This window comes from Erythrobacter sp. SDW2 (genome assembly GCF_021431965.1).
Taxonomy (GTDB): Bacteria; Pseudomonadota; Alphaproteobacteria; order Sphingomonadales; family Sphingomonadaceae; genus Parerythrobacter.
This window is the reverse complement of the sequence record NZ_CP090370.1, coordinates 2,532,832-2,556,573: the sequence shown is the minus strand read 5'-3', so window position 1 is coordinate 2,556,573 and position 23,742 is coordinate 2,532,832. Positions and strand designations below refer to the sequence as shown.

21 protein-coding genes are annotated in these 23,742 nt (G+C 65.6%); all 21 read left to right on the top strand.

What is annotated here, in order from left to right; genetic code table 11:
- Positions 1 to 28: 28 nt before the first annotated feature.
- Positions 29 to 520: a division/cell wall cluster transcriptional repressor MraZ gene (locus LY632_RS12495; protein ID WP_234091455.1), complete on the top strand. Its 492-nt coding sequence runs from the start codon at positions 29 to 31 to the stop codon at positions 518 to 520.
- The gene (rsmH, locus tag LY632_RS12490; protein WP_234091454.1) at positions 517 to 1,464 is read left to right on the top strand and encodes a 16S rRNA (cytosine(1402)-N(4))-methyltransferase RsmH; all 948 of its coding nucleotides are present in this window, start codon (positions 517 to 519) and stop codon (positions 1,462 to 1,464) included. The genes LY632_RS12495 and rsmH overlap by 4 nt, the downstream gene beginning before the upstream one ends.
- The gene (locus LY632_RS12485) at positions 1,464 to 2,015 is read left to right on the top strand and encodes a hypothetical protein (protein WP_234091453.1); all 552 of its coding nucleotides are present in this window, start codon (positions 1,464 to 1,466) and stop codon (positions 2,013 to 2,015) included. The genes rsmH and LY632_RS12485 overlap by 1 nt, the downstream gene beginning before the upstream one ends.
- Entirely contained in the window at positions 2,012 to 3,733 is a 1,722-nt protein-coding gene (locus LY632_RS12480) for a penicillin-binding protein 2 (protein ID WP_234091452.1), read from the top strand. The genes LY632_RS12485 and LY632_RS12480 overlap by 4 nt, the downstream gene beginning before the upstream one ends.
- Positions 3,730 to 5,202 (top strand): UDP-N-acetylmuramoyl-L-alanyl-D-glutamate--2,6-diaminopimelate ligase, encoded by a 1,473-nt coding sequence (locus LY632_RS12475; RefSeq protein WP_234091451.1) that lies wholly within the window; start codon positions 3,730 to 3,732, stop codon positions 5,200 to 5,202. The genes LY632_RS12480 and LY632_RS12475 overlap by 4 nt, the downstream gene beginning before the upstream one ends.
- Positions 5,199 to 6,665, top strand: coding sequence for a UDP-N-acetylmuramoyl-tripeptide--D-alanyl-D-alanine ligase (gene murF / locus LY632_RS12470; RefSeq protein ID WP_234091450.1), 1,467 nt, complete (start codon positions 5,199 to 5,201; stop codon positions 6,663 to 6,665). Before LY632_RS12475 ends, murF begins: the two co-directional genes overlap by 4 nt.
- A gap of 24 nt (positions 6,666 to 6,689) precedes the next feature.
- The gene (gene mraY, locus LY632_RS12465) at positions 6,690 to 7,760 is read left to right on the top strand and encodes a phospho-N-acetylmuramoyl-pentapeptide-transferase (RefSeq protein WP_234091449.1); all 1,071 of its coding nucleotides are present in this window, start codon (positions 6,690 to 6,692) and stop codon (positions 7,758 to 7,760) included.
- Positions 7,757 to 9,073, top strand: coding sequence for a UDP-N-acetylmuramoyl-L-alanine--D-glutamate ligase (gene murD, locus LY632_RS12460; RefSeq protein ID WP_234091448.1), 1,317 nt, complete (start codon positions 7,757 to 7,759; stop codon positions 9,071 to 9,073). The genes mraY and murD overlap by 4 nt, the downstream gene beginning before the upstream one ends.
- A complete protein-coding gene (locus tag LY632_RS12455) occupies positions 9,070 to 10,311 on the top strand; it encodes an FtsW/RodA/SpoVE family cell cycle protein (RefSeq protein ID WP_234091447.1) in 1,242 nt (413 codons plus the stop codon). Before murD ends, LY632_RS12455 begins: the two co-directional genes overlap by 4 nt.
- Positions 10,308 to 11,504, top strand: coding sequence for an undecaprenyldiphospho-muramoylpentapeptide beta-N-acetylglucosaminyltransferase (murG, locus tag LY632_RS12450; RefSeq protein WP_234091446.1), 1,197 nt, complete (start codon positions 10,308 to 10,310; stop codon positions 11,502 to 11,504). Before LY632_RS12455 ends, murG begins: the two co-directional genes overlap by 4 nt.
- The gene (gene murC, locus LY632_RS12445) at positions 11,501 to 12,910 is read left to right on the top strand and encodes a UDP-N-acetylmuramate--L-alanine ligase (RefSeq protein ID WP_234091445.1); all 1,410 of its coding nucleotides are present in this window, start codon (positions 11,501 to 11,503) and stop codon (positions 12,908 to 12,910) included. The genes murG and murC overlap by 4 nt, the downstream gene beginning before the upstream one ends.
- A complete protein-coding gene (gene murB, locus LY632_RS12440; RefSeq protein ID WP_234091444.1) occupies positions 12,907 to 13,878 on the top strand; it encodes a UDP-N-acetylmuramate dehydrogenase in 972 nt (323 codons plus the stop codon). The genes murC and murB overlap by 4 nt, the downstream gene beginning before the upstream one ends.
- Positions 13,875 to 14,375 (top strand): DUF4262 domain-containing protein, encoded by a 501-nt coding sequence (locus LY632_RS12435; protein ID WP_234091443.1) that lies wholly within the window; start codon positions 13,875 to 13,877, stop codon positions 14,373 to 14,375. The genes murB and LY632_RS12435 overlap by 4 nt, the downstream gene beginning before the upstream one ends.
- Positions 14,372 to 15,349 (top strand): D-alanine--D-alanine ligase, encoded by a 978-nt coding sequence (locus LY632_RS12430; RefSeq protein WP_234091442.1) that lies wholly within the window; start codon positions 14,372 to 14,374, stop codon positions 15,347 to 15,349. The genes LY632_RS12435 and LY632_RS12430 overlap by 4 nt, the downstream gene beginning before the upstream one ends.
- 2 nt (positions 15,350 to 15,351) lie before the next feature.
- The gene (locus LY632_RS12425; RefSeq protein WP_234091441.1) at positions 15,352 to 16,260 is read left to right on the top strand and encodes a cell division protein FtsQ/DivIB; all 909 of its coding nucleotides are present in this window, start codon (positions 15,352 to 15,354) and stop codon (positions 16,258 to 16,260) included.
- Positions 16,260 to 17,513, top strand: coding sequence for a cell division protein FtsA (ftsA, locus tag LY632_RS12420; RefSeq protein WP_234091440.1), 1,254 nt, complete (start codon positions 16,260 to 16,262; stop codon positions 17,511 to 17,513). The genes LY632_RS12425 and ftsA overlap by 1 nt, the downstream gene beginning before the upstream one ends.
- Positions 17,514 to 17,673: 160 nt before the next feature.
- On the top strand, positions 17,674 to 19,407 hold the full coding sequence (ftsZ, locus tag LY632_RS12415; protein WP_234091439.1) for a cell division protein FtsZ: 1,734 nt from the start codon (positions 17,674 to 17,676) through the stop codon (positions 19,405 to 19,407).
- 114 nt (positions 19,408 to 19,521) lie between these two features.
- Positions 19,522 to 21,330, top strand: a complete 1,809-nt coding sequence (locus tag LY632_RS12410) for an SPOR domain-containing protein (RefSeq protein WP_234091438.1) — start codon at positions 19,522 to 19,524, stop codon at positions 21,328 to 21,330.
- 155 nt (positions 21,331 to 21,485) lie between these two features.
- Entirely contained in the window at positions 21,486 to 21,992 is a 507-nt protein-coding gene (locus LY632_RS12405) for a YbjN domain-containing protein (protein WP_234091437.1), read from the top strand.
- Positions 21,993 to 22,025: 33 nt separating this feature from the next.
- Positions 22,026 to 22,832, top strand: coding sequence for a pyrroline-5-carboxylate reductase (locus LY632_RS12400; protein ID WP_234091436.1), 807 nt, complete (start codon positions 22,026 to 22,028; stop codon positions 22,830 to 22,832).
- Positions 22,833 to 22,953: 121 nt separating this feature from the next.
- Positions 22,954 to 23,697 (top strand): Bax inhibitor-1/YccA family protein, encoded by a 744-nt coding sequence (locus tag LY632_RS12395; RefSeq protein WP_234091435.1) that lies wholly within the window; start codon positions 22,954 to 22,956, stop codon positions 23,695 to 23,697.
- Positions 23,698 to 23,742 lie beyond the last annotated feature (45 nt).

Sequence of the window (23,742 nt, the reverse complement as noted above, 5' to 3'; positions counted from 1 at the left end):
GGGGTGCTCGAACGGGGATTGGCGGGGAGTGGAACAGGCATTCACAGGATATAGCGGGCAGGCGTATTCGCCCGCGGGCGACAAAGGTCGCTTCGTCCTGCCGCCCCTGTTCCGCAAGGCGGTCAAGGAAAGCTCCGGCAGCCGCATCCTGTGCATCAACAAGCATGATCGCTGGACCTGTCTCTCGGGCTTCGGTCTCTCGCGCAAGGAAGAGCTGGAGCGGCAGCTCGACCGCGAAGAGGAAATGGCGTTCAAGTTCGGCCGCGAATTCGACCGTGAAACGCGCGGCTTCCAGCTCAATGCGTTCGAGGAAATCCCCTTCGACGACAGCGGGCGCTTCGTCATGCCCGCCTATCTGCGCGAACTGGCCAATGTCGAGGACGGCCTGTTCTTCCTCGGCGGCGGCCGCTTCTTCACCATGTGGACCCCTTCCGAACTGTACAAGATGGGCGACGAATGGGCTGCGGCCAAGGCTGCCTGCAAGGCGCTGGTCGCCGAGGCCGAGGCGAAGCGCAAATGAGCGATACCGCCCCGCACATCCCCGTCCTGCTCGATGAAGTGATCGCTGCGCTCGCCCCGCAGCCCGGCGCCGTGATCGTTGATGCCACCTTTGGTGCCGGCGGTTATACCCGTGCGCTGCTTGAACGCGGCGCGACCGTCCACGCCTTCGACCGCGACCCCGATGCGATTGCTGCCGGGCAGGAGTGGCCCGAAACCCGCGAACAACCGCCGCGCCTGGTGCTTCACCCGCGCCGCTTTTCGGAAATGGTCGCGGCGCTCGCCGAAGCCGGGGTCGAGCAGGTCGACGGGGTGGCGATGGATATCGGCGTCTCCTCCATGCAGCTCGACCAGGCGGAACGCGGCTTTGCCTTTTCCGCCGATGGCCCGCTCGACATGCGGATGAGCCAGCATGGCATGTCTGCCGCCGACTTCGTCAACGAGGCCGACGAGGCCGAGATTGCCGATGTGCTCTATCAATATGGCGAGGAACGGCAGTCGCGCCGCGTTGCCCGTGCCATCGTGGCTGCCCGCCCGCTGGCGACCACCGGCGATCTTGCGCGTGTGGTGCGCAAGGCGCTGGGCCACAAGCCGCACGACAAGAAGGATCCGGCGACCCGCAGCTTCCAGGCCATTCGCATCCATGTGAACGGCGAGCTCGACGAGCTCGAAGAGGGTCTCCTCGCCGCCGAACGCCTGCTCCGGAGCGGCGGACGGCTGGCCGTGGTCAGCTTCCACTCGCTGGAAGATCGTATCGTGAAGCGCTATCTCCAGCGCGCTTCCGGAAAGGCCGGCGGCACATCCCGCCATCTTCCCCAAGACCTGGGGCCGCCGGCCGTTTTTTCGCACATTTCCAAGGCGATCCGCCCGACAGAGGCCGAAATCGCCCGCAACCCGCGTGCGCGTTCCTCGACACTGCGCCACGCCGTTCGCACCAGTGTTCCGGCACGAAAGGAGGCCGCGTGATGGTGGGGGGAAGTCGCCTGAGGCAGATCGGCTGGGCCATGGCGCTCGGCCTCGTCTTTGTCCTGTTCGCTGCGCTCAGTTTCCGCGTCAGCGCGGTGAAGAGCGATGTCATCCGCGCCGAGCGGCAGATCATCGCCCTGACGCAGGAAAACATGCGGCTGGAAACCGAGTTCGAGACCCGCGCCAACCAGCAACAGCTGGCCAACTGGAACGCGGTCGATTTCGGCTACATCGCACCGCGCGCCGACCAGTATTTGGAGAACGAACGCCAGCTGGCGAGCCTGAGCCAGCCGGTCATGCCAGATGCGCCGTCACCGATCCGGGTGGCGCGGGCGGACGTACCGGCCGAGATGCCCGCCATGGTCTCGCCCCTGACCGGCAAGCCAATGGATGCGGAGCCGGCCGTCAAGGAGCAGAAGGCACCTGCACGGGTGGTAAAGACGGCCCGGGCCGATGCGCCGCGCGCTTCGCTGGCCGAACGTCTCGGCATGACCGCCGAAATCGAAGCAACCTCTCCTGACTTCACCGGCGGGGCCAGGATCGGGGAATGACCTCTCTCACTGTCAGCACGGCAATCTCATCGGGGCGCGTCCGGCTGGTCTCCAACCGGCAGGAAGCGTTGCTGACGGCGCGGATCCGGGTGTTGCTGGTGGCGGCAGGTTTCGCGGTGCTGGCCCTGGTGGCGCTGCTGCGGATCGTTATTCTCGGGATCGGCGGCGGAAGCAACAATCCCGCGTCGCTGGCCGAAGCGTTGTTGCCGCCGCGTGGCGAGATTTCGGACCGCAACGGCATTGCGCTCGCTCGCAACTATCCGGCCCGCGCACTGTGGTTCAATCCCGAGGCGTTGGGCGAAGATGGCACTCCGCTGATCAAGTCGCCCGCGGCGGTTGCCGCCGAGCTCAAGGCGATCTTCCCTGATCTCGACCAGAAACGGGTCGAGCGCATGCTGGCCTCGGGCAAGCCGGGCTACCTCCGTCGCCGCGTCGTGCCCGATGATGCGAACAAGGTGCAGGATATCGGCGAAATCGGGCTCGAACTGCCGTTCGAAATGGACCGCCACTATCCGCAAGGGACGATGGCGGCGCATATCCTCGGCTTTGTCGCAGCCGACGGCAAGGGCCGGGTCGGGATGGAGCAGGTACTCGACAAGCGGTTGTCCGATCCTTCGCTGCGCGGCACGCCGGTCGAACTGAGCATCGACATGCGGGTGCAGGGCGCGCTCGAGGACGAGCTGCGTCGCGGGATGCTGGCAACCAATGCCATGGGCGCGGCCGGGATCGTGCTCGATGTCGACTCCGGCGAGGTGATGGCGCTGGCCTCGTTGCCCGAATTCAACCCGAACAAGATCGACCGCGAGGGCGAGCAATACATGTTCAACCGGGTGACCAACCAGGTCTACGAACTCGGTTCGACTTTCAAGCCGCTGACCGTCGCTGCCGCCATCGATGCGGGGGTGGTTCGCGATTTTGGCAAGCGATATGACGCGTCGCCGGTTACCGTCGGGCGCTTCACCATCAAGGACGGCCACGACTTGGGGGCCAGCCTCAATATCCCCGAAATGCTGATCCATTCTTCGAACACGGTGACTGCGCGTGTCTCGGACGAACTGGGTTCGGAGCGAATGCGCCAAACGATGATCGATCTGGGCATGAACGAGCGCCCCCATATCGAACTTCCAGCGCGCGGTTTTCCGCTGTGGCCCGGCAAGAAGTGGGCGCGCCTGACGACCATGACGGTCGGATTCGGTCACGGCATCGCTGTCACCCCGCTGCACCTCGCCAGCGCCTATGCGGCGATGGTAAACGGAGGCATTTGGCGCCCGGCTACGCTGCACAAGCTGGAGCCGTCGCAGGTTCCAAAGGGTCGCCGCGTCTTCAAAGCCGCTACCTCTTCGCGGATGAACCAGTTGATGCGGATGATCACTCTCTACGGGACCGGGCGCAATGCGGATGCGCCAGGCTATCGCGTTGGCGGCAAGACCGGGTCAGCCGAAAAGCCGGGAGTCGGGGGATACCGCAAGTCCAGCCTCGTTTCGACCTTTGCGGCGGCTTTCCCGATGGATCGCCCGCGCTTCGTCGTCATCATCATGCTCGACGAGCCCAAGGGCACCACGGCGAGCTCGTTCCAGCGCACGGCGGCATGGAACGCTGCCCCGATCGTCGGCAGGCTGGTCCCTCGCATCGGGCCGATCCTGGGGATTCGCCCGGACATGCATCGCGACGTCGATATCTCCGACTTGCGCCGTTTGATTCCCGGAGGTGACGAGTGAAGCTCGGCAAGCTGGCGCAGGCCGCGGGACTGCAAATCGCCGGTGACGGCGATTGCACGGTCACGGGCTTTGCCATCGATCATCGCAAGATCGCCCCCGGCACGGTGTTCGGCGCGTTTACGGGCGCGAAGTTCAACGGCGAGGATTTCATCCCGCAGGCCGTCGCCGCCGGAGCCATCGCCGTTGTTGCCCGGCCCGAAGCCAAGGTCGAAGGCGCATTGCACATCGCCGAGGCCAATCCGCGCCGTGCCTTCGCGCTGCTGGCGGCGCAGTTCTTCACTCCGGTCCCGCAGACCATCGTCGCGGTGACGGGCACCAACGGCAAGACCTCGACCGTCGAGATGACCCGCCAGCTGTGGCGCATGGCGGGCGAACGCGCGGCAAGCATCGGCACGCTGGGTGTGACCACGCCCGACGAGAGCGTTTCGACCGGGCTGACTACGCCGGATATCGTCACTTTCCTCGCCAATATGAGCGGCCTCGCGCGCGAAGGGGTGACCCATGTCGCCTACGAAGCCTCCAGCCACGGGCTCTCGCAATATCGCAACGAAGGGCTGCCGGTGGCCGCTGCCGCCTTCACCAATCTCAGCCGCGACCATCTCGATTACCACCCGACGATGGAGGACTATTTCGACGCCAAGATGCGGCTGTTCGATGAAGTCGTGATGGACGGCGGCACGGCGGTGATCTGGACCAGTGGCGACGAATGGACCGCCAAGGCGATTGGACGGGCCAAGGCGCGCGGCCTCAAGGTTTTCACCGTTGGGCAGGAGGGCGAGGACATCCGTCTGCTCTCGCGCATGCCGACCCAGTTGGGGCAGGAACTCGAAATCGAACATGGCGGCGCGACACGGAAGCTGCGCTTGCCGCTCATCGGCGAATACCAGGTCGCCAATGCGCTGACCGCTGCCGGACTGGCACTGGCGACTGGAACCGCAGCTTCGCTGGTCTGGGACGGCGTGGCTCGCCTGCAGCCGGTCCGTGGTCGCCTGGAACGCGCCGCGCTCAACATGGCGGGCGCGCCGGTCTATGTCGATTATGCGCATACGCCCGATGCGCTGGAGGCGGCCATCGCTGCCTTGCGCCCGCATGTGACAGGCCGTCTGATCACGGTCTTCGGCGCCGGCGGTGACCGCGACCAGGGCAAGCGCGGTCCGATGGGCGCAGTTGCTGCACGTGCTTCTGACATCGCCATCGTCACCGACGACAATCCGCGCGGGGAAGACCCTGCCGCCATCCGCGCGGCAGTGCTCGCCGGGGGCGACGGTCGCTTGCGCGAGATCGGCGACCGGCGCGAGGCCATCTGTGCCGCCATCGCCGAGGCGCAGGGCGACGACATCGTGCTCATCGCGGGCAAGGGCCACGAACAGGGCCAGATCATCGGTTCGGGAGAGAACATGAAACTGTTGCCATTCGACGATGTGACGGTTGCGCGCGAATGTGCCGGCGGGCAGGGAGGCGCGGCATGATCGCCCCCCGGTTTGCCCAGAATGCCATTCTCTCCTGGCCGCGCACACGGCGCGACAGCCTGCCGCTGGCGCTGTGGACGGCGCAGGCCATTGCCGAGGCGACCGGCGGTGTGGCGAGCGGCGATTTCCAGGTCTCCGGTGTCGAAATGGACAGCCGCGATGTCCGCCCGGGTGACCTGTTCGTCGCGCTCAAGGGCGAGGCGATGGACGGGCACAAGTTCGTCGAGAAGGCCTTTGCCGCAGGTGCCGCCGCCGTGCTGGTCGACCGTCCGGTCGATGCCCCGCATGTGCTGGTCAAGGACACCACCGAGGCGCTCCACGCGCTGGCCCATGTCGCACGCGACCGCGCCGCTGCCATCCGCGTTGGCGTTACGGGATCGGTCGGCAAGACCGGGGTCAAGGAAGCCATTTTCGCCGCGCTGGAGCGTTCGAGCCGCGGGCAGGCCCACCGCAGCGTGCGCAGCTACAACAACCATGTCGGTGTGCCGCTGACGCTGGCCCGCATGCCCGCGCGCAGCACCTATGGCGTGTTCGAAATGGGCATGAACAATGCCGGCGAGATCAGCGTGCTGACACACCATGTCCGCCCGCATGTCGCCGTCATCACCACCATTGCCCCGGCACATATCGAGAATCTCGGTTCGATCGAGGCGATTGCCGACGCCAAGGCGGAAATCTTCGACGCGCTGGAGCCGGGGGGGACGGCCGTGATCCCGGCTGATGTGCCCGAGTATCCGCGCTTGCTCGCCGCTGCCGGGAAAGTCGGAGCGAAGGTCCTGTCCTTCGGTCGCGATGCGAAGGCCAACGTCCGCTTGCTCGATGCCATCCCGGCCGCCAATGGCGGCTCGCTGGTAACGGCGCAGATTGCCGACCGGCGGCTGTGCTACACCGTGGCGGAGCCGGGCGAGCACTGGATCAGCAATTCGCTGGCCGTGCTGGGCGCGGTCTATGCCGCCGGCGGCGACCTTGGCGCGGCCGGCCTTGCGCTGGCGGAACTCGGCGGCCTCAAGGGACGCGGTGCGCGCCACCAGGTTTCGGCAGCAGGCGGCAAGGCCTTGCTGATCGACGAAAGCTACAACGCCAACCCGGCTTCGATGCGCGCGACCTTGCGACAGCTCGGCCATACCCCGGCCACCCGCCGGATCGCGGTGCTCGGCAGCATGAAGGAACTGGGCGATTTTGCCCCCGGATTCCATGAGCAGCTGGCCGAGCCGATTCTCGAGGCGCAGGTCGACTATGCGGTGCTGGTCGGCGACGAGATGCTGGCGCTGGCGCGGCACTTGGGGAAAGCGGGCGACGCCGTGCTTGGCAAGGGGCTTTCCTTCGCTCATTGCCATGGGCCTGCCGAGGCGATCGCGGCGCTGCAGGAATACGGGATTGCAGCCGGTGACGCGATCCTGGTCAAGGGTTCCAATTCGATCGGGCTCGGCAAGCTGGTGGAACACTTCACCAGTCGGGTCTGAACAATCGGGAGCCGGGAAGGCCGAATGCTCTATCTTCTAGCCGAGTGGATGGATTTCGAGGGGATTTTCAACCTCGTCCGCTACCAGACCTTCCGAACCGGGGCGACGCTGATGACGGCGCTCGTCATCGGCCTGTTCATCGGGCCGCGCTTCATCAACATGCTGCGCGTGCGGCAGGGCAAGGGCCAGCCGATCCGCGAGGACGGGCCGCAGAGCCACCTCGCCAAGCGCGGCACGCCGACCATGGGCGGATTGATGATCCTCACCTCGCTGGTGCTGTCGCTGTCGCTGTGGATGGACCTGCGCAATCCCTTCGTATGGGCCTGTATCGCAGTGACCATCGGCTTCGGCGTGATCGGTTTCCTCGACGATTACGACAAGGTGACCAAGCGCCACCACGCAGGTCTTTCAAGCAAGGTCCGCCTGTTGCTCGAATTCATCGTCGCGGGCATCGCTGCCTATATCATCGTCAGCCAGATCAACACCTGGCTCTATGTGCCGTTCGTTTCCGACCGGGCGATCCCGCTGGGGCCGTTCTACTATGTCTTTGCCGCTGTGGTGATCGTGGGCGCGGGCAATGCCGTGAACCTGACCGACGGGCTCGACGGGCTGGCGATCATGCCGGTGATCGTCGCCGCGGGCACCTTTGCCATCATCGCCTATCTGGCCGGTCGCGCCGATTTTTCCGCCTATCTCGGTATCCCGCATGTGCCCGGTGCGGGCGAGCTGGCGATTTTCTGCGGGGGAATCATGGGGGCGGGGCTCGCCTTCCTGTGGTTCAATGCGCCGCCTGCGGCCGTGTTCATGGGTGATACCGGCAGCCTTGCGCTCGGCGGCGCGCTGGGGGCGATTGCGGTCGCCAGCCACCACGAGATCGTCCTTGCCATCGTCGGCGGACTGTTCGTGTTCGAGGCGCTCAGTGTGATCATCCAGGTGTTCTGGTTCAAGCGTACAGGCAAACGCGTGTTCCGCATGGCCCCGATCCACCACCACTTCGAGCAGAAGGGCTGGGCGGAATCGACCGTGGTGATCCGGTTCTGGATCGTCTCCATCGTGCTGGCCCTGATGGGGCTGGCGACGCTCAAGGTCCGATGATCACCTGCGCCGCCTGGTCCGGCAAGCGCTTCGCCGTGCTCGGCCTCGCCCGCTCGGGGCAGGCTGCGGCGGAAGCCCTGCTGGTGAGCGGCGCGGACGTGATGGTGTGGGACCGGCAGGAAGAACCGCGCGCAGCGTTCGAGGGCCGCGCCCGCATCGGCGATCCGATGGTGGAGGATCTGACGGGGCTCGACGGGCTGGTGGTCTCTCCCGGCGTGCCGCTCAACACCCACCCGATCGTGCCGCGCGCCAAGAGCTTCGGTGTGCCGATCATCGGCGATATCGAACTGTTCGCGCAGGCCCGCGGCGAGCTGCCGCCGCACAAGGTCGTCGGCATCACCGGCACCAATGGCAAGAGCACCACGACCGCGCTGGTCCACCACATCCTCAAGACCGCGGGCGTGCCGACCACCGTGGGCGGCAATATCGGCCTGCCGATCCTGGGGCAGGACCCGCTCCCCGAAGGCGGGGTCTATGTGCTGGAGCTGTCGAGCTACCAGATCGACCTGACGCAGAGCCTCGACTGCGATGTGGCGGTGCTGCTAAACATCACGCCGGATCATCTGGATCGGTATGACAGCTTCGAGGCTTATGCTGCCTCCAAGAACCGCCTGCTGGAGATGCAGAGCGAGGGTCACTATGCGCTGGCAAACTGGTCCGCCTATGAAGCCGGGCTGATCCGGCGCGGCAATGCTGGGTTCAACGCAATCGTCGAAGCCGATGCGGACGGACAGGCGAACTGGCCGTCCCTGCAAGGTCCTCACAATGCCCAGAATGCAGGTGCTGCCATCGCTGCTTGCGCGTGGCTGGGGCTGGCGGTCGAGCAGATCGAAGGGGGGCTCCGCACTTTCGCCGGCCTCCCGCACCGCATGGAGAGGGTCGCCACACACAACGGCGTGCTGTTCGTCAACGACAGCAAGGCGACCAACACCGACAGCGCCGCCCCGGCGCTCGCGGCGTTTCCGCCCCAGGGCAACGGCCCGCGCATCCATTGGATCGTCGGCGGGCTGCCCAAGGAAGACGGGCTGGGCGCGACCGAGGCGCATCTCGCCAATGTCAAATGCGCCTATACCATCGGCGAAGCCGGACCGCGCTTTGCCGAGCTGCTGGAGGGCCGCGTACCGGTTGACCGCAGCGAGCTGGTCGATGCCGCCGTGCGCCGCGCGATCCGCAATGCAGTTCCGGGCGATGTGGTGCTGCTTTCGCCCGCCTGCGCCAGCTTCGACCAGTTCAAGGATTTCGAGCGGCGCGGCGAGCATTTCCGCCAGATTGTCGCTGCGCTGACGGGCCAGAACGGAGACAAGGCGGCATGAGTTCGACACAGCCCTATGTTCCCGGTTTTGGCGCGGCGCTGGCGCAAAGCCAGCTGCGGCGCGGCTCTAAATGGTCCGAACTGAAGATCTGGTGGCGCGAGGTGGACCGGGTCCTGCTCGGCCTGATCCTCGCTCTGATGGTGATCGGCACCGCCGCCGTCGCTGCCGGTTCGCCAGCCAGCGCGCGGCGGCTCTCGACCGCGTCGGAGAAGCTGCCCGATCTCTATTTCTACTGGATCCACCTGCGTTGGCAGTTCGCCGGTCTGCTGGTGATGTTTGGTGCCTCCGCGCTCAGCCGCGACAATGCCCGCCGCGTGGGCGTGGTGCTGGCGGGCGCGATGCTCGCCGCGCTGATGCTGGTACCGTTGATCGGTTACGAGGTGAACGGCGCCAAACGCTGGATCCGTTTCGGCCTCGGCTTCCAACCGTCCGAATTCCTCAAGCCCGGTTTCGCCATCTGCCTCGCCTGGATCCTGTCGTGGCGGCTGCGCGATCCGCACTTGCCGGTGATGGCCATCGTCACCGCCATCATGGGGCTGGTCGGTGTGCTGCTGATGCTCCAGCCCGACCTTGGCTCGGCAGTGCTGTTCGGCGGGGTATGGTTCGTGATGGTGATGCTTTCGGGCGTTTCGATGAAGAAGATTGGCGGGATGATCGGGGCCGGGGTCGTGGCGCTGACCGCCGCCTATTTCCTCTATGACAACGCCCGTCACCGCATCGACGCCTTCCTCGGCGGCGGCAGCGAGTTCGACCAGGTCGGCCTGGCGGAGAAGACCCTGCTTGGTGGGGGCTGGACCGGGACCGGCTTTTGGCTTGGGCTCAGGAAGATGAGCCTGCCCGAAGCGCATACCGACTATGTCTTCTCCGTCATCGGTGAGGAATTCGGGCTGCTGGTGTGCGCTTTGGTGGTGATGCTCTATCTCGCCATCATCGTGCGCGTGCTGGTGCGGCTGGCGGATGAGGAGAACCTGTTCGCGCTGCTCGCTTCGGCGGGGCTCGTCACCCAGATAGGCGGGCAGGCCTTCATCAATATCCTCGTCAACCTGCAGCTTTTCCCGTCGAAAGGGATGACGCTGCCGCTGGTCAGCTATGGCGGCTCGTCGACGATTGCCATATGTCTGGGCGTGGGCCTGCTGCTGGCGTTGACCCGCCGCAACCCGTTCCTGACGCGCGAAACCCCCGGCCTGCGCGCGATCCTGATGGAACGCGGGATCACGGACAAGGAGAAAGGCGCATGACCGGCGCCAACCGTCACTATGTTCTCGCCGCAGGCGGCACCGGCGGGCATCTGCTGCCCGCCTTCGCGCTGGCGACCGAGCTGGAGCGGCGCGGGCATCACGTCGCCCTGATGACCGACGAGCGCGGCGCGAGAATTCCCGGCAAGCCGGACTTCCTCCCCGCGCATGTCCTGCCCGCAGGCCGTTTCGGCAAGAACCCGCTCCACTGGTGGGGCGGCGTGAAGGCCGTGCTGGCCGGACGCGACATGGCCAGGCGGCTGTTCGAAACCTTCCAGCCCAGCGCCGTGGTCGGCTTCGGCGGCTACCCTGCCTTCCCGACCATGCTCGCGGCGACTGGCGCGGGGATTCCGACCGTCATCCACGAGCAGAACGCCGTGCTGGGCCGGGTCAACCGCTTCTTTGCCGGGCGGGTCAACGCGATTGCGACCGCTTACCCGGAGATCAAGCGGCTCGACGCCAAGCATATTGCCAAGGTCCATCTGGTCGGCAATCCGGTCCGGGCCGAGGTCCTGACCCTGCGCGACGAGCCGTTCCCGCCGTTCACCGAGGACGGGCTGCTCAAGGTGCTAGTCACGGGTGGCAGCCAAGGGGCGAGCGTGCTCTCCGAAGTGGTGCCCGACGGCCTTGCCATGCTTCCGCCTGCGATCCGCCAGCGGCTGCAAGTGACCCAGCAGTGCCGTGCCGAGGACCTCGAGCGGGTGCGCGAACGTTATCGCAACCACGATATCCCGGCCGAACTGGGGACCTATTTCGAGGATATGGCATCGCGCTTGGCGCAGGCGCATCTCTTCATTGGCCGTGCGGGTGCCTCGACCATCGCCGAGCTGACCGCTGTCGGTCGCCCGGCCATCCTCGTGCCGCTGCCGATTGCGACCGACGATCACCAGGCTTTCAACACCAAGGAAATGGTCAAGGCCGGTGGTGCACGGATGATCCGGCAGGAGGCGTTCCAGGCCAAGGAACTGGCCAAGCAGATCCAGGCCATGGCCCAGCGCCCGGACACGCTCGCGACTGCCGCCCATGCGGCGTGGAACTGCGGCCGGCCCAAGGCGGTGCAGGATCTGGCGGACCTCGTCGAAAGCTTCGGCGGGGCGGAAATGATGGATGTGATCAAGCTTTCGGGCGATGCCCCGCGCCCCTCATCGCAGGCCGCCACCGCGACCCGGAACGCCGCGCGGGAGAGCGCGAAGTGAAGGGCGTAGGCACAGACATCGGTACCATCCACTTCGTTGGTATCGGGGGGATCGGCATGTCCGGCATTGCCGAGGTGATGCACAATCTCGGCTACACCGTGCAAGGCAGCGACATTGCCGAAAGCGCCAGCGTCGAGCGGCTGCGCGGACGCGGGATCAAGGTCATGATCGGCCATACGGCTGAAAACGTCCATGATGCCGCCGTCATCGTGACTTCCACCGCCGTGCGCCGGACCAATCCCGAAGTCGCCTATGCGCTCGAGAACCGCATCCCCGTGGTCCGCCGCGCGGAGATGCTGGCAGAGCTGATGCGGCTCAAGAGCACCGTCGCCATTGCGGGGACCCACGGCAAGACCACCACCACCAGCATGATCGCTGCTTTGCTCGATGCGGGCGGGATCGACCCCACGGTCATCAATGGCGGGATCATCGAACAGTATGGCTCCAACGCCCGGCTCGGTGACAGCGACTGGATGGTGGTCGAGGCCGACGAGAGCGACGGCAGCTTCCTGCGGCTCGACGGGACCATCGCGGTTGTCACCAACATCGATCCCGAGCATCTCGACCACTACGGCGATTTCGACGGGGTCAAACGCGCGTTCGTGGAGTTCATCCACAACGTGCCATTTTACGGCGCGGCGATCCTGTGCATCGACCACCCTGAAGTGCAGGCGGTGATCGCGCAGGTGCGTGACCGCCGCGTGGTGACATACGGCTTCTCGCTCCAGGCCGATATCTGCGGGGTCAACATCCGGCCCGAAGGCGGCGGCAATCTGTTCGATGTGATCGTGCGCCAGCGCGGTGAAGAGGACCGCCGCATCGCCGACGTCCGCCTGCCGATGCCCGGCCGGCACAATGTCCAGAACGCGCTCGCCGCCATTGCGGTCGCCATCGAGATGGGCTGTAGCGACGAGACGATCCAGAGCGGCTTCGCCAGCTTCGGCGGGGTCCGGCGGCGCTTCACCCGTGCGGGCGAGGTCGACGGCGTGACCATCATCGACGATTACGGCCATCACCCGGTCGAGATCGCCTCGGTCCTCGCCGCCGCGCGCGAAGCCACCGGGGGCAAGGTCCATGCCGTGGCCCAGCCACACCGCTACACCCGCTTGCGCGACCTGATGGACGAGTTCCAGTCCTGCTTCAACGAAGCCGACGCGGTCTATGTCACCCCGGTCTATCCGGCGGGCGAGGAGCCGATTGAGGGCGTTAGCGCCGAAACGCTGGTCGAAGGGATCAAGCGGCGCGGGCACCGTCATGCGGCGACTGTCGCCGATCAGGCCGATCTGGCGAAAGTTCTCGCCGGCAAGGTCGAGCCAGGCGACCTGGTGGTTTGCCTCGGCGCGGGCGACATCACCAAATGGGCCGCGGGCCTCGCCGATGCGATCCGGCAGGAGCGGGCTGTATGACGTCGCACCAGCCCGACGACTGGGCCATGCACGACCATGGCGCTGCGCCGACCGCAGAGGTCGAAGGCGCGGTCAGTGCCCCGGTCTCGACCGACGGCTTGCGCGGCACTTTGACCGCCGATGCGCCGCTGGCGAAACTGGTCTGGTTCAAGGCCGGCGGCAAGGCCGACTGGCTGTTCGAGCCAGCCGACATGGCCGACCTGCGCACCTTCCTCTCTCGGCTCGATGGCGAGCTGCCGGTGATGGCGCTGGGGCTCGGTTCCAACCTTATCATCCGCGACGGCGGCGTGCCCGGCGTCGTTATCAAGCTGGGCAAGGCCTTTGCCAAGGTCGAAACCCATGCCGATCATACCGTGACCTGCGGCGCCGGCGCGCATGGCGTGCTGGTCGCTTCGGCCGCGCGCGACGCGGGAATAGCGGGGCTCGAATTCATGCGCGGCATTCCCGGTACCATTGGCGGCTTCGTGCGAATGAACGCCGGGGCCTATGGCCGCGAGACCGCCGATGTCCTGATCGACTGCGACGTCGTCTTGCCGGGCGGCGAACTGGTCAACCTGCCCGTGGCCGACCTGCAGTATACCTATCGTCATTCAGCCCTGCCGGAAGGCGCGGTAGTGGTCAGTGCGCGGCTGCAGGGCGGGCCGGGCGACCCCAAGGTGATCGGTGCCGAGATGGAGCGTATCGCCGAAGCGCGTGAGAATTCGCAGCCCGTGCGGACCAAGACCGGTGGCTCGACCTTCAAGAATCCCGAGGGCAAAAAGGCTTGGCAACTGGTCGACGAGGCCGGCTGCCGCGGCCTCAGCATGGGCGGGGCGCAGGTGAGCGAGAAGCACACCAACTTCCTGATCAATGTCGATGGCGCGACCAGTGCCGATATAGAGGGATTGGGGGAAGAGGTCCGCCGCCGCGTCTACCAGCACTCCGGCGTCGAACTCGAGTGGGAAATCCAGCGGGTGGGCCGACCATGACAGAAACAACGGAGCTGACGACGCAGCACAAGGCGATCCTCGAGAATATCGAGCAGTTCGGCCTGTCCGTCATGCACGTTGCGGCGGAAGACCCGCGCGCGCCATCCTACAGCTTCTCGGTCGGTTTCGAGCACTCTCTGGCCCAGCCGGAGGTGCTGGTTTACGGCCTCGACCGCAACCTTGCCCAATCGATGATCAACGAGGTCTTCCGCCAGTGCAAGGAAGAGGGGCTTGAACTGGTTGACGGTCAGGCGATCGGCAATCTGATCGAAGGCTATGACTGCATGGTGCGGCCGATCGACGATCCGCGCGGGCGCGCGGCGCACTTCGGCTATGCCATCTGGTTCCAGCAGCGCAGCAAGGGCGATGGCCTCAACCGCGCGGTCCAGATCGTTTGGCCAGACCCCAAGACCCGCGCCTTTCCCTGGCAGGACGGTTGTGGCTCAGATATCCGGGGCTGGCAGGTCCAGCTCTATCCCGCAGGTGAACCCAAATGAGTCTTGACCGCAAATACCATGTCGCCGTGCTGATGGGCGGCTGGGCCAGCGAACGACCCGTCTCGCTGATGAGCGGCGAGGGCGTGGCCAAGGCGCTGGAGGCGCGCGGGCACCGGGTGACCCGGATCGATATGGACCGCCAGGTTGCAGCCCGCATCGCGGAGGCTGCGCCCGATGTGGTGTTCAACGCGCTGCATGGCGTTCCTGGCGAAGACGGGACGGTGCAGGGTATGCTCGACCTGATGGGTGTGCCCTATACCCACTCGGGCCTCGCCACCTCGGTGATCGCCATCGACAAGGAACTGACCAAGCAGGCGCTGGTGCCGCACGGCATCCCCATGCCCGGCGGACGGATCGTTGCGAGCGAGGAGCTTTACGAGAAAGACCCGCTGGCACGGCCCTATGTGCTCAAGCCGGTCAATGAAGGTTCCTCGGTCGGGGTCGCCATCGTCACGGAGGAGAGCAATTACGGCAATCCCATCCGCCGCGATGCGGCGGGCCCGTGGCAGGAATTCAGGAGCCTGCTGGCCGAACCCTTCATTCGCGGGCGCGAATTGACCACCGCCGTGGTCGGCGGAAAGGCGCTGGCAGTGACCGAGCTCAAGCCCAAGAGCGGCTTCTACGATTTCGATGCGAAGTATACCGACGGCATGACCGAACACGTCTGCCCCGCTGAAATCCCCGCCGAGATCGAGGCGCTGTGCAAGAGATACGCGCTCGAGGCACACCGCGTGCTTGGCTGCCGTGGTACCAGCCGCACCGATTTCCGCTGGGACGACGAACAAGGCGAGGACGGGCTGTTCGTCCTCGAAACCAACACCCAGCCCGGCATGACCCCGCTCAGCCTCGTGCCCGAGCAAGCGGCCTATGTCGGGATGAGCTATGAAGAACTGGTCGAAGCGATCATCGCCGATGCGCTCGATCATTTCGGCAAGCCTGCAAGCCAAGTGACGGCCCAAGGAAAAGGGGGGTAGCCATGGCAACCAGGGTCAGGCGTAACGGGCAGGGCGTTCGCCGCACCGCCGCAGCGCAGAACCGCGCGGCCAAGGCGCGGCAGGTGCAGAAGCACGGCAAGGGCGCGCTCGACAGCGCCATGGCCGTGCTGCCTTTTACCGAGGAGCAGTTGCACCGGTTCTTCCTCGCCGTGATCATCGGCGGCGGGGTAGCGCTGGCGTGGTTTGTCGCCAGTCTGGCTGGCGTGCCTGCACTGGCTCAGGCGCAAATCGCCGCGGTCGCTTCCGATGCCGGTTTCGAAGTCCGCCGCGTCCGCGTCAGCGGCGTGGAGCGGATGAACGAGCTCAAGGTCTACGAGGCCGCCTATGCCCAGCGTGACACGCCGATGCCGCTAGTCGATCTCGAAGCGCTACGGCAGCAATTGGTAGCAATGGATTGGGTCCGCGACGCGCGCGTTTCGCGCCAGCTGCCCGATACTCTGGTGATCGATATCGTCGAGCGCACCCCGCATGCGGTGCTGGTCAAGCCTGGGCGGCTGGTGCTGATCGATGCCACCGGGGCCGAACTGGAGCCGGTCAGCGAAGCCAATGCCAGGGGTATGCTGCGCGTGTCCGGGCCGGGTGCGGCCAAGCAGGTGGCCGCATTGGGCAAGCTGCTCGATGCCGCACCGGCGCTCAAGCCGCAGGTGGTGGGCGCCGAGTGGATCGGTAACCGGCGCTGGAACCTGACCTTCAAGACCGACCAGGTGCTGGCCCTGCCGCGCGGCGAGACCGAGGCGGCCACTGCGCTCATCAACTTTGCCCGCCTCGACGGCCAGAACCGCCTGCTCGGCGGGAAGGTCGCGACCTTCGACATGCGCGTGCCCGAACGGGTCTATATGCGCGTTCCGGGGCAGGACCAGCAAGCGCTGCCCGCCGGGGAGGCAAACTGATGGGCCTGCCCCGCATCTCCCGCATCTTCGGTGCCGTCAATCTCGGCAGCGTCAGCATTTCGGCCATGATCATGGGTCTGTCGGAAACGGGCGAACTGGTGGTGCTCGGCTCGGGCCTGCGCCAGTCGCAGGGGATCCGGCGCGGCTATATTACCGACATGGCAGCAGCGACCTATGCCATTCGCCAGGTGATGGAGCGGGCCGAGGAGAATGCCGGCGCGCGGGTCCAGAGCCTGTGGGTCGGCTGCGCCGGGGCAGGGCTGACCAGCCGCATCGCGCGGGTCGAAGTGCCGATCGGCGGTCGCCAGATCGAGGAAGAGGATATCGAACACCTGCTGCTCGCCGCGCGCGACAATATCGAGCCGGACGGTCGCATGGTACTGCACGCGCAACCTGCCCATTACACCCTCGACGGTGCGCATGGTGTTGCCAATCCCAAGGGTCTTCATGCCGAGCAGCTGGGCGTCGATGTCCATGTCATGCTGGCTGACGGGGCGCCGGTGCGCAATCTCAAGGATGCAGTCGAGCGCGCGCATTTCTCGGTCGAATCGGTGGTCGCTACGCCGATCGCCGCCGGGATGGCCTGCCTCAGCCCGGAAGAGCGGGAACTGGGCACGGCTCTGATCGAACTCGGCGGTGAGGTCACCAATGTCAGCGTGTTCAAGGGCGGCATGCTGGCAGGCCTCATCTCGATCCCGCTGGGCGGCAACGACATTACCGATGCCATCGCCAGCGCCTTCGGTGTGCGCCGGTTCCAGGCCGAGAGGCTCAAGTGCCTGTCGGGTTCGGCCATCGCCAGCCCGACCGATCACCGTGAAATGGTGCCGGTCAACGCGCCAGGAGATGAAGGCGGCGAGAACCACAAGGTCAACCGCGCCGAACTAATCTCGGTCATCACCGAACAGCTCGGCAAGCACGCCGAGCATATCGGCAAGGCGCTGAAGCAGCTCGACTATTCGGGTGCTCGCGGGCAGGTTGTCCTGACCGGCGGGGGCGGCCAGCTGGCCGGCATTGCCGAATATATGCAGGGCGCGCTCGGTCGTCCGGTGCGGATCGGGACTCCGCCCGATCTGCGCGGGCTGGGCGATCTGGTTCGAAATCCGGCCTTTGCCTCGCTCGTCGGGCTGTGCCTCTATGCGGCAGAGGATCCGGTCGATATCCGCTCTGTCAGCAGCAAGTATCAGGAAGTGATCAAGCCGGGCGGGATAGGGTTGATCAGCCGCATCTGGCATGCTGCGCGGGAGTATTTTTGACGAGTGGTCGAAGCTGAGGGGGCAACATTGCGTTCCGGCCTGTGGAACACCTCGTGGAAACCACTGTGGATAAGGAGTGGAGTGTGATTAAAGCGCGATTCTCTTTGTGTCACACTCGCAATAATAAGTTTCGGCCCGCGGGCCATAGGAGTGAACCGTCATGAGCATCAATATCGGCCCCGCGACGACTGACGAGTTGCGGCCCCGCATCACCGTGATCGGTGTCGGCGGCGCAGGCGGTAACGCGATCGCCAACATGATCGATGCCCAGATCGAAGGCGTCGAATTCATCGTTGCCAACACCGATGCGCAGGCTCTCAACACTTCGTCAGCGGAAACCCGCATCCAGCTCGGGCCGGACATCACCGGCGGCCTGGGTGCCGGCGCCCGGCCCGAAGTCGGCAAGGCAGCGGCAGAAGAAACCGTAGCCGAGCTCGAGGACATGCTCGAGGGCGTCAACATGCTCTTCATCGCTGCCGGCATGGGCGGCGGTACCGGCACTGGCGCAGCGCCGGTCATCGCCGAGGCTGCGCGCCGCAAGGGTGTGCTGACCGTCGGTGTCGTGACCAAGCCGTTCCTGTTCGAAGGTACCCGCCGCATGCGCGCGGCTGAAACGGGCATCGAAGAGCTGCAGAAGCATGTCGATACGCTGATCGTCATTCCCAACCAGAACCTGTTTCTGGTCGCCAAAGCGGAAACGACTTTCAAGGAAGCCTTCCAGATGGCGGACGAGGTTCTCCAGCAGGGCGTGCGTTCGATCACCGACCTGATGGTCATGCCCGGCCTGATCAACCTCGACTTCGCCGACGTGAAGTCGGTGATGGAGGAAATGGGCAAGGCGATGATGGGCACCGGCGAAGGCGAGGGCGAGAACCGTGCGCTCGAAGCTGCCGAGCGTGCTATTGCCAATCCGCTGCTGGACGGCGTCAGCATGGCGGGTGCCAAGGGCGTCATCATCTCTATCATCGGCGGCGACGACATGAAGCTGCTCGAAGTGGACGAGGCCGCGAACCACATCCGCGAGCTGGTCGACGAAGACGCCAACATCATCTGGGGTTCGGCGTTCAATCCCGACCTCAACGGCAAGATTCGCGTCTCTGTCGTAGCAACCGGGATCGAGCAGGGCGAAAGCGGTTCCATGCCGTCGCGCCAGGCGACCACGCTCGGCGGCGCGCGTCCGCCCAAGCGGCCGGTGCTGGAGCTGCCCGAGGCCGAAGAAGAGGTCCATGAGGAAGTGGCGCCGCTCGAACTCGATGCAGAGGAATTCGAGCCTGAAGCCGAAATGGAGCTCGAGGAAGAAGCCGCGCCGGAGCCTGAGCTTCCCGCCGGAATTGCCGGCCTGTCGAATTTCTCCGCCAGCGATGACGAAGAATACGACGAGGACGACGAATATGATGACGTCGACGAGATCGTCGATCCGCTCGCCGGCATGCGCAATGACAGCGACGACAGCTACTACAACCCGCCTCCAGCGGCCTCGGACGAGGAAGAGGCAGGGGGCGAAGGAGACGAGGACTGGGGCGACGCCCTCGACCTCGGGGAAGCTGCCGAGGCGGTCGAAAATGACGCTGCCGGTGAAGGTGACGCAGGAAACGATGCGGGCCAGTCGGACGAACTGCTGCTCAACGCCGATCGTCTGGCACAGCAGGACGAGCCGGTCGAGGAGCCTGCCCAGCAGGCCGTTCCCGGACGGCGTCGTGGCCTGGTTGCCGGTGGCGGTGACGGTTCGGGCGTTGGGGGTGGTGATTCCTCGGGCGGGAGCACGCTGTTCGAGCGCATGGCCAATCTCTCGCGCGGCACCGCCTCGTCCAAGAAGGGCGAAGACGACGAGGACGATGACGATGGCGGTTCGCTCAACATCCCCCGGTTCCTCGGGCGCCAGAACAACCAGTAATCGGATTGATCGGGCGGGGTTCCGGCTCCGCCCATCCCGAATTCCTGCTCGATAGTCGCCGGGCGATTGCCATGGCTGCTATCGTGCCCCTATAGTCTGGCCCGTCGTTAACCAATGAAACCGCGCTTTTTCCTCCTCGCCTGCGTTGCTCTGCCGCTCTCGCCCGTCTCGGTTGCGGCGCAGGATGGCTTTGGCGGACGCGAGGTCGTTCAGCCGCTGCCTCCCCCGGCCGCGCAGGAGCTGAAGGAGGCCCTCGGACGCCTCGCGCGCGATCCGCGCAATCTTGATGCTCTGATCGCTGCGGGGACCGCTTCGCTGGAGCTGGATGATGTCGATGCCGCGGTCGGCTTCTTTGGCCGCGCCGCAGAGCTTTCACCGGACGATCCGCGGATCAAGGCGGGCAAGGCCGCCGCCTATGTCCGAACCAGGCGACCTGACGAAGCCCTGAGACTGTTCCAGGAGGCAGAGGCTTCCGGTGTCGAGATCGTCAAGCTCGCCGGAGACTATGGCCTGGCGTGGGACCTGGTCGGTAACAACAAGGAAGCGCAGCTGCGCTACCAGCGGGCACTCGCGGCTGCGCCCGGCAATGAGGAGGTGAGCCGGCGTCTGGCACTGAGCTATGCTATCGATGGCCAGGAGCAGGCCTTCGAAGCGACCTTGCGGCCCCTGCTCGAGAAGCGCGACTTTGCTGCCTATCGCACCCGGGCTTTCGGCTTGGCGATCCTCGACAAACCGGATGACGCCGTCGCGATCACCGAAGCAGTTATGGACCGGCCGATGGCCACCAAGCTGGAACCCTACCTGCGGTTCATGCCGCAACTGACCAAGGCGCAGCAGGCGGCAGCTGCCAATCTGGGGCTCTATCCTACAGCTTCGCGCATCGGCCGCGACGATCCCCGCATCGCCGCCTTGAGCGACGGACCGGCTACCGGCCGCGCTGCGCGTGCCTCCGATAGCGGGCTTGCGCCGGCGGGTACGCCGCTTGGGTCCGCTCCGGTCACCGTCGCCGCGGCGGAGCCTGCTCCGGCACCACAGAAAGAGGTCGTAGGTGTGATTGTCGGATCGCGCGACGAAGCCGAACGAACGGTGAGGGTCGCGCGGCGCGAAGCTGCGACGGATCCGTTGTCGCGCACTTCGGATCGCCCCCGCATCGTCGAGCGGCGCCGCGAAGACGAGCCAGCCAAACAGCCCCCACCAGGTCCGCCGCCCGTCGTCGCGGCTGCGGAAACGACCGCTACGGCGCGTCCGGCTGTGCAACCGGCGGTTTCTTCCGGCACCATGCGCTTGCCTGAGGCCACGTCGGGAGCCGAGCTGGCACCGGCATCGACCCAGCCGCCCGTTGCAACACCGGCCCAGCCGGTCGTTGTCGCGCGGATGGAGCCGAGCAGCGCCGCGCCGGGCTTCGACCTGGGCAGGGTCAGCGGATCGGGCACAGGCCCGTCTCTGGCGGCCCCTCCAGCTCCGAAGCCGGATCCCGCACCGGAGCCGGCGTCGGTCGCCGATGCCTTTGCCGACCTGTCCGCACCGCCGATCAGGGCTGCCAGGACCCCAGCGGCGGGCGCAGTCGATATTGCTGCGATCAAGGCGCCGCGCGAGGTTGAGAAGCGCGAGGAGGCCAAGCCTGCCCCCAAGCCGGAGCCGCCAAAGCCCGCCGCCCCGAGCCGCTTCTGGGTCCAGGTTGCGACCGGGCAAGACAAGAGCGCGCTCAAGTTCGACTGGCGTCGCCTCAGCAAGCAGGCCGATGGACTGCTCGACGGAAAGGGCCCCTTTGTGACCGCTTGGGGCCAGACCAATCGCCTGCTTGCGGGCCCCTACAAGACACGGGACGAGGCGCGTAAGGCACTGAAAGATTTACAGGAGAAGGGCTTCGACGCCTTCACCTTCACGAGCCCGGAAGGGCAGGAGATCGCCGAGCTGCGGTAACCCTGTGGCGCGCAAGCGGTAGTTTTGCACATGGTTTGAACAAGCCGATTGGGTTCTCCCCAAGCTTGGCTGTTGACGTCATTGCGCCGCAGCAAGGCATCGGGGCATGTCGCTTTCATGCACTTGATGGCACCCCCCGCCGGGATCACCCGCCGATGACCTCCGCACTAGATCGTTACGTCGAATCGGACGATGCGGCCCCGGTCGATATGCTTGCGGCGCTGTTCGAAGCGCACGGCTGGCCGGTCGAATCGCTTGGCGACGACGAGATTTCGGGCGAGATCCAAGGCAGCTGGGCCAAGTACCAGCTGCGCGGGATCTGGCGCGCAGTCGACAATGTGCTCCAGCTGATCTGCGTGCCCGATATCCGCGTCGCGAAGGACAAGCGCGCCGCCGCGTTCGAGCTACTGGCGCTGGTCAACGAACAGATGTGGCTGGGGCATTTCGACTTGTGGTCCAACGGGAATGTGATCGTCTATCGCCACGCCGCGTTGCTGGGCGACGAGGGTACGCTGAGCCTCAACCAGGCGCAGGCGCTGGTCGAATCGGCGGTCGAGGATTGCGATCGGTTCTATCCGGCGTTCCAGTTCGTGCTGTGGGGCGACAAGTCTCCCGCCGATGCGCTCGATGCTGCGTTGGTGGATGCGGTCGGAGAGGCCTGACAATCTCCGCTCGGGCCTGCTAGGGGCTGCAGCATGACCATTTCGAACATGCTCATCGTCGGCTTCGGCAACATGACCGGGGCCATGGTGCAAGGCTGGCTGCGCGCCGGCATGCCGCCTGCCGGTTTCACCGTCTACCACCCGCGCGGCAAGGAAGTGCCCGAGGGTGTGTCGCTCGTCACCGATTGGCCGGGCGATGCTTTCGATGCCGTATTGCTGGGCGTGAAGCCATACATGCTTGACGATGTTGCACCGGGCCTGGCGGACGCAGTGGGTGCCAAAACCATTGTAATTTCGGTCCTCGCCGGTGTCGAACTCGCAAGCCTGAGAGCGCGCTTCCCGCAAGCCGGTGCCGTGGTGCGCCTGATGCCGAACCTCGCCTGCGCACTTGGCAAGTCGCCCAATGGGCTGGTGGGAGAAGGCCTCGACGACACGGCGCGCGCCATCGTGACACACCTTGCCGAAATGCTCGGTAGTGCCGAGTGGCTTGCCGAAGAGAGCCAGTTCGACCTCGTCACCGCGCTGGCTGGATCCGGCCCGGGCTTCGTCTATCGCTTTATCGACGCGCTGGGCATTGCGGCAACCCGCCTCGGCCTGCCTGAAGAGCAGTCTGCGCGCTTGGCGATCCAGATGGTCGAGGGCGCTTCGGCCCTTGCGGCAGCGTCGGGGCACTCGCCGGGAGAGCTGGCGCGAAGGGTGGCGAGCCCGGGCGGAATGACCCAGAAGGGGCTCGATGTGCTCGACGATGGCGAAGCACTGGTCCGCCTGATGGTCGACACGCTCACTGCAGCACGCGACCGTGGCATGGAAATGGCTGAAGAAGCACCAAAAAAAGGTTAACACCCGTTCAGTTGCATTCTATCGAACAGTGTCCGGTTTCGCTTGAAATCAACCCGCCTTGCCCCGATATTACCGTTGCACCGGCGCTATAGTGCAGCCGGCAAAAGGAGTATGGATCGAAATGGCTGACTGGAACGAACCTCGGCAGGCGCAAGCGGGCTTTGGCTCGGTGCCGCGCGCAGGAGGCGACGTTGCATCGCGCACGACCTTCGACGCGGGCCTGCGCAAGTACATGCTGTCGATTTACAACTACATGACCTCCGGCATCCTGCTGACCGGGATCGTCGCGCTGATGACCGCGCAGAGCGGACTGGCGATGACCTTTGCCAGTGGCCCGATGATGTGGCTCGTGGCGCTGGCACCGCTCGCCATCGTGTTCGCGATGAGCTTCGGCATGAACCGCTTCAGCAAGACGACGTTGCAGGCGATGTACTGGGGCTTTGCGGTCCTGATGGGCCTGTCGCTGTCGACGATCTTCCTCGTCTACACTGGCGGCTCGATCGCGGTGACCTTCTTCGCTACCGCCGCCGCCTTCGCGGGGCTGAGCCTGTTCGGCTACACCACGCAGAAGGACCTCAGCGGCTGGGGCAGCTTCCTGATCATGGGTGTGGTTGGCCTGATCGTCGCCAGCCTCCTCAATCTGTGGCTGCAGTCGCCGGCCCTGATGTGGGCCATCAGCGCGATCGGCGTGCTCGTGTTCGCAGGCCTCACGGCCTACGACACGCAGAAGCTCAAGCATATGTACACCGAAGTGCGCGGGACGCCGTTCATGGACAAGGTCGTGATCATGGGGGCGCTGAACCTCTACCTCGACTTCATCAACATGTTCCTGTTCCTGCTCCGCTTCATGGGTTCGCGCGAGTAAGCGCATCCCGGCTGCGAACTGTCGCAGGAAAGACTCACTTGAACG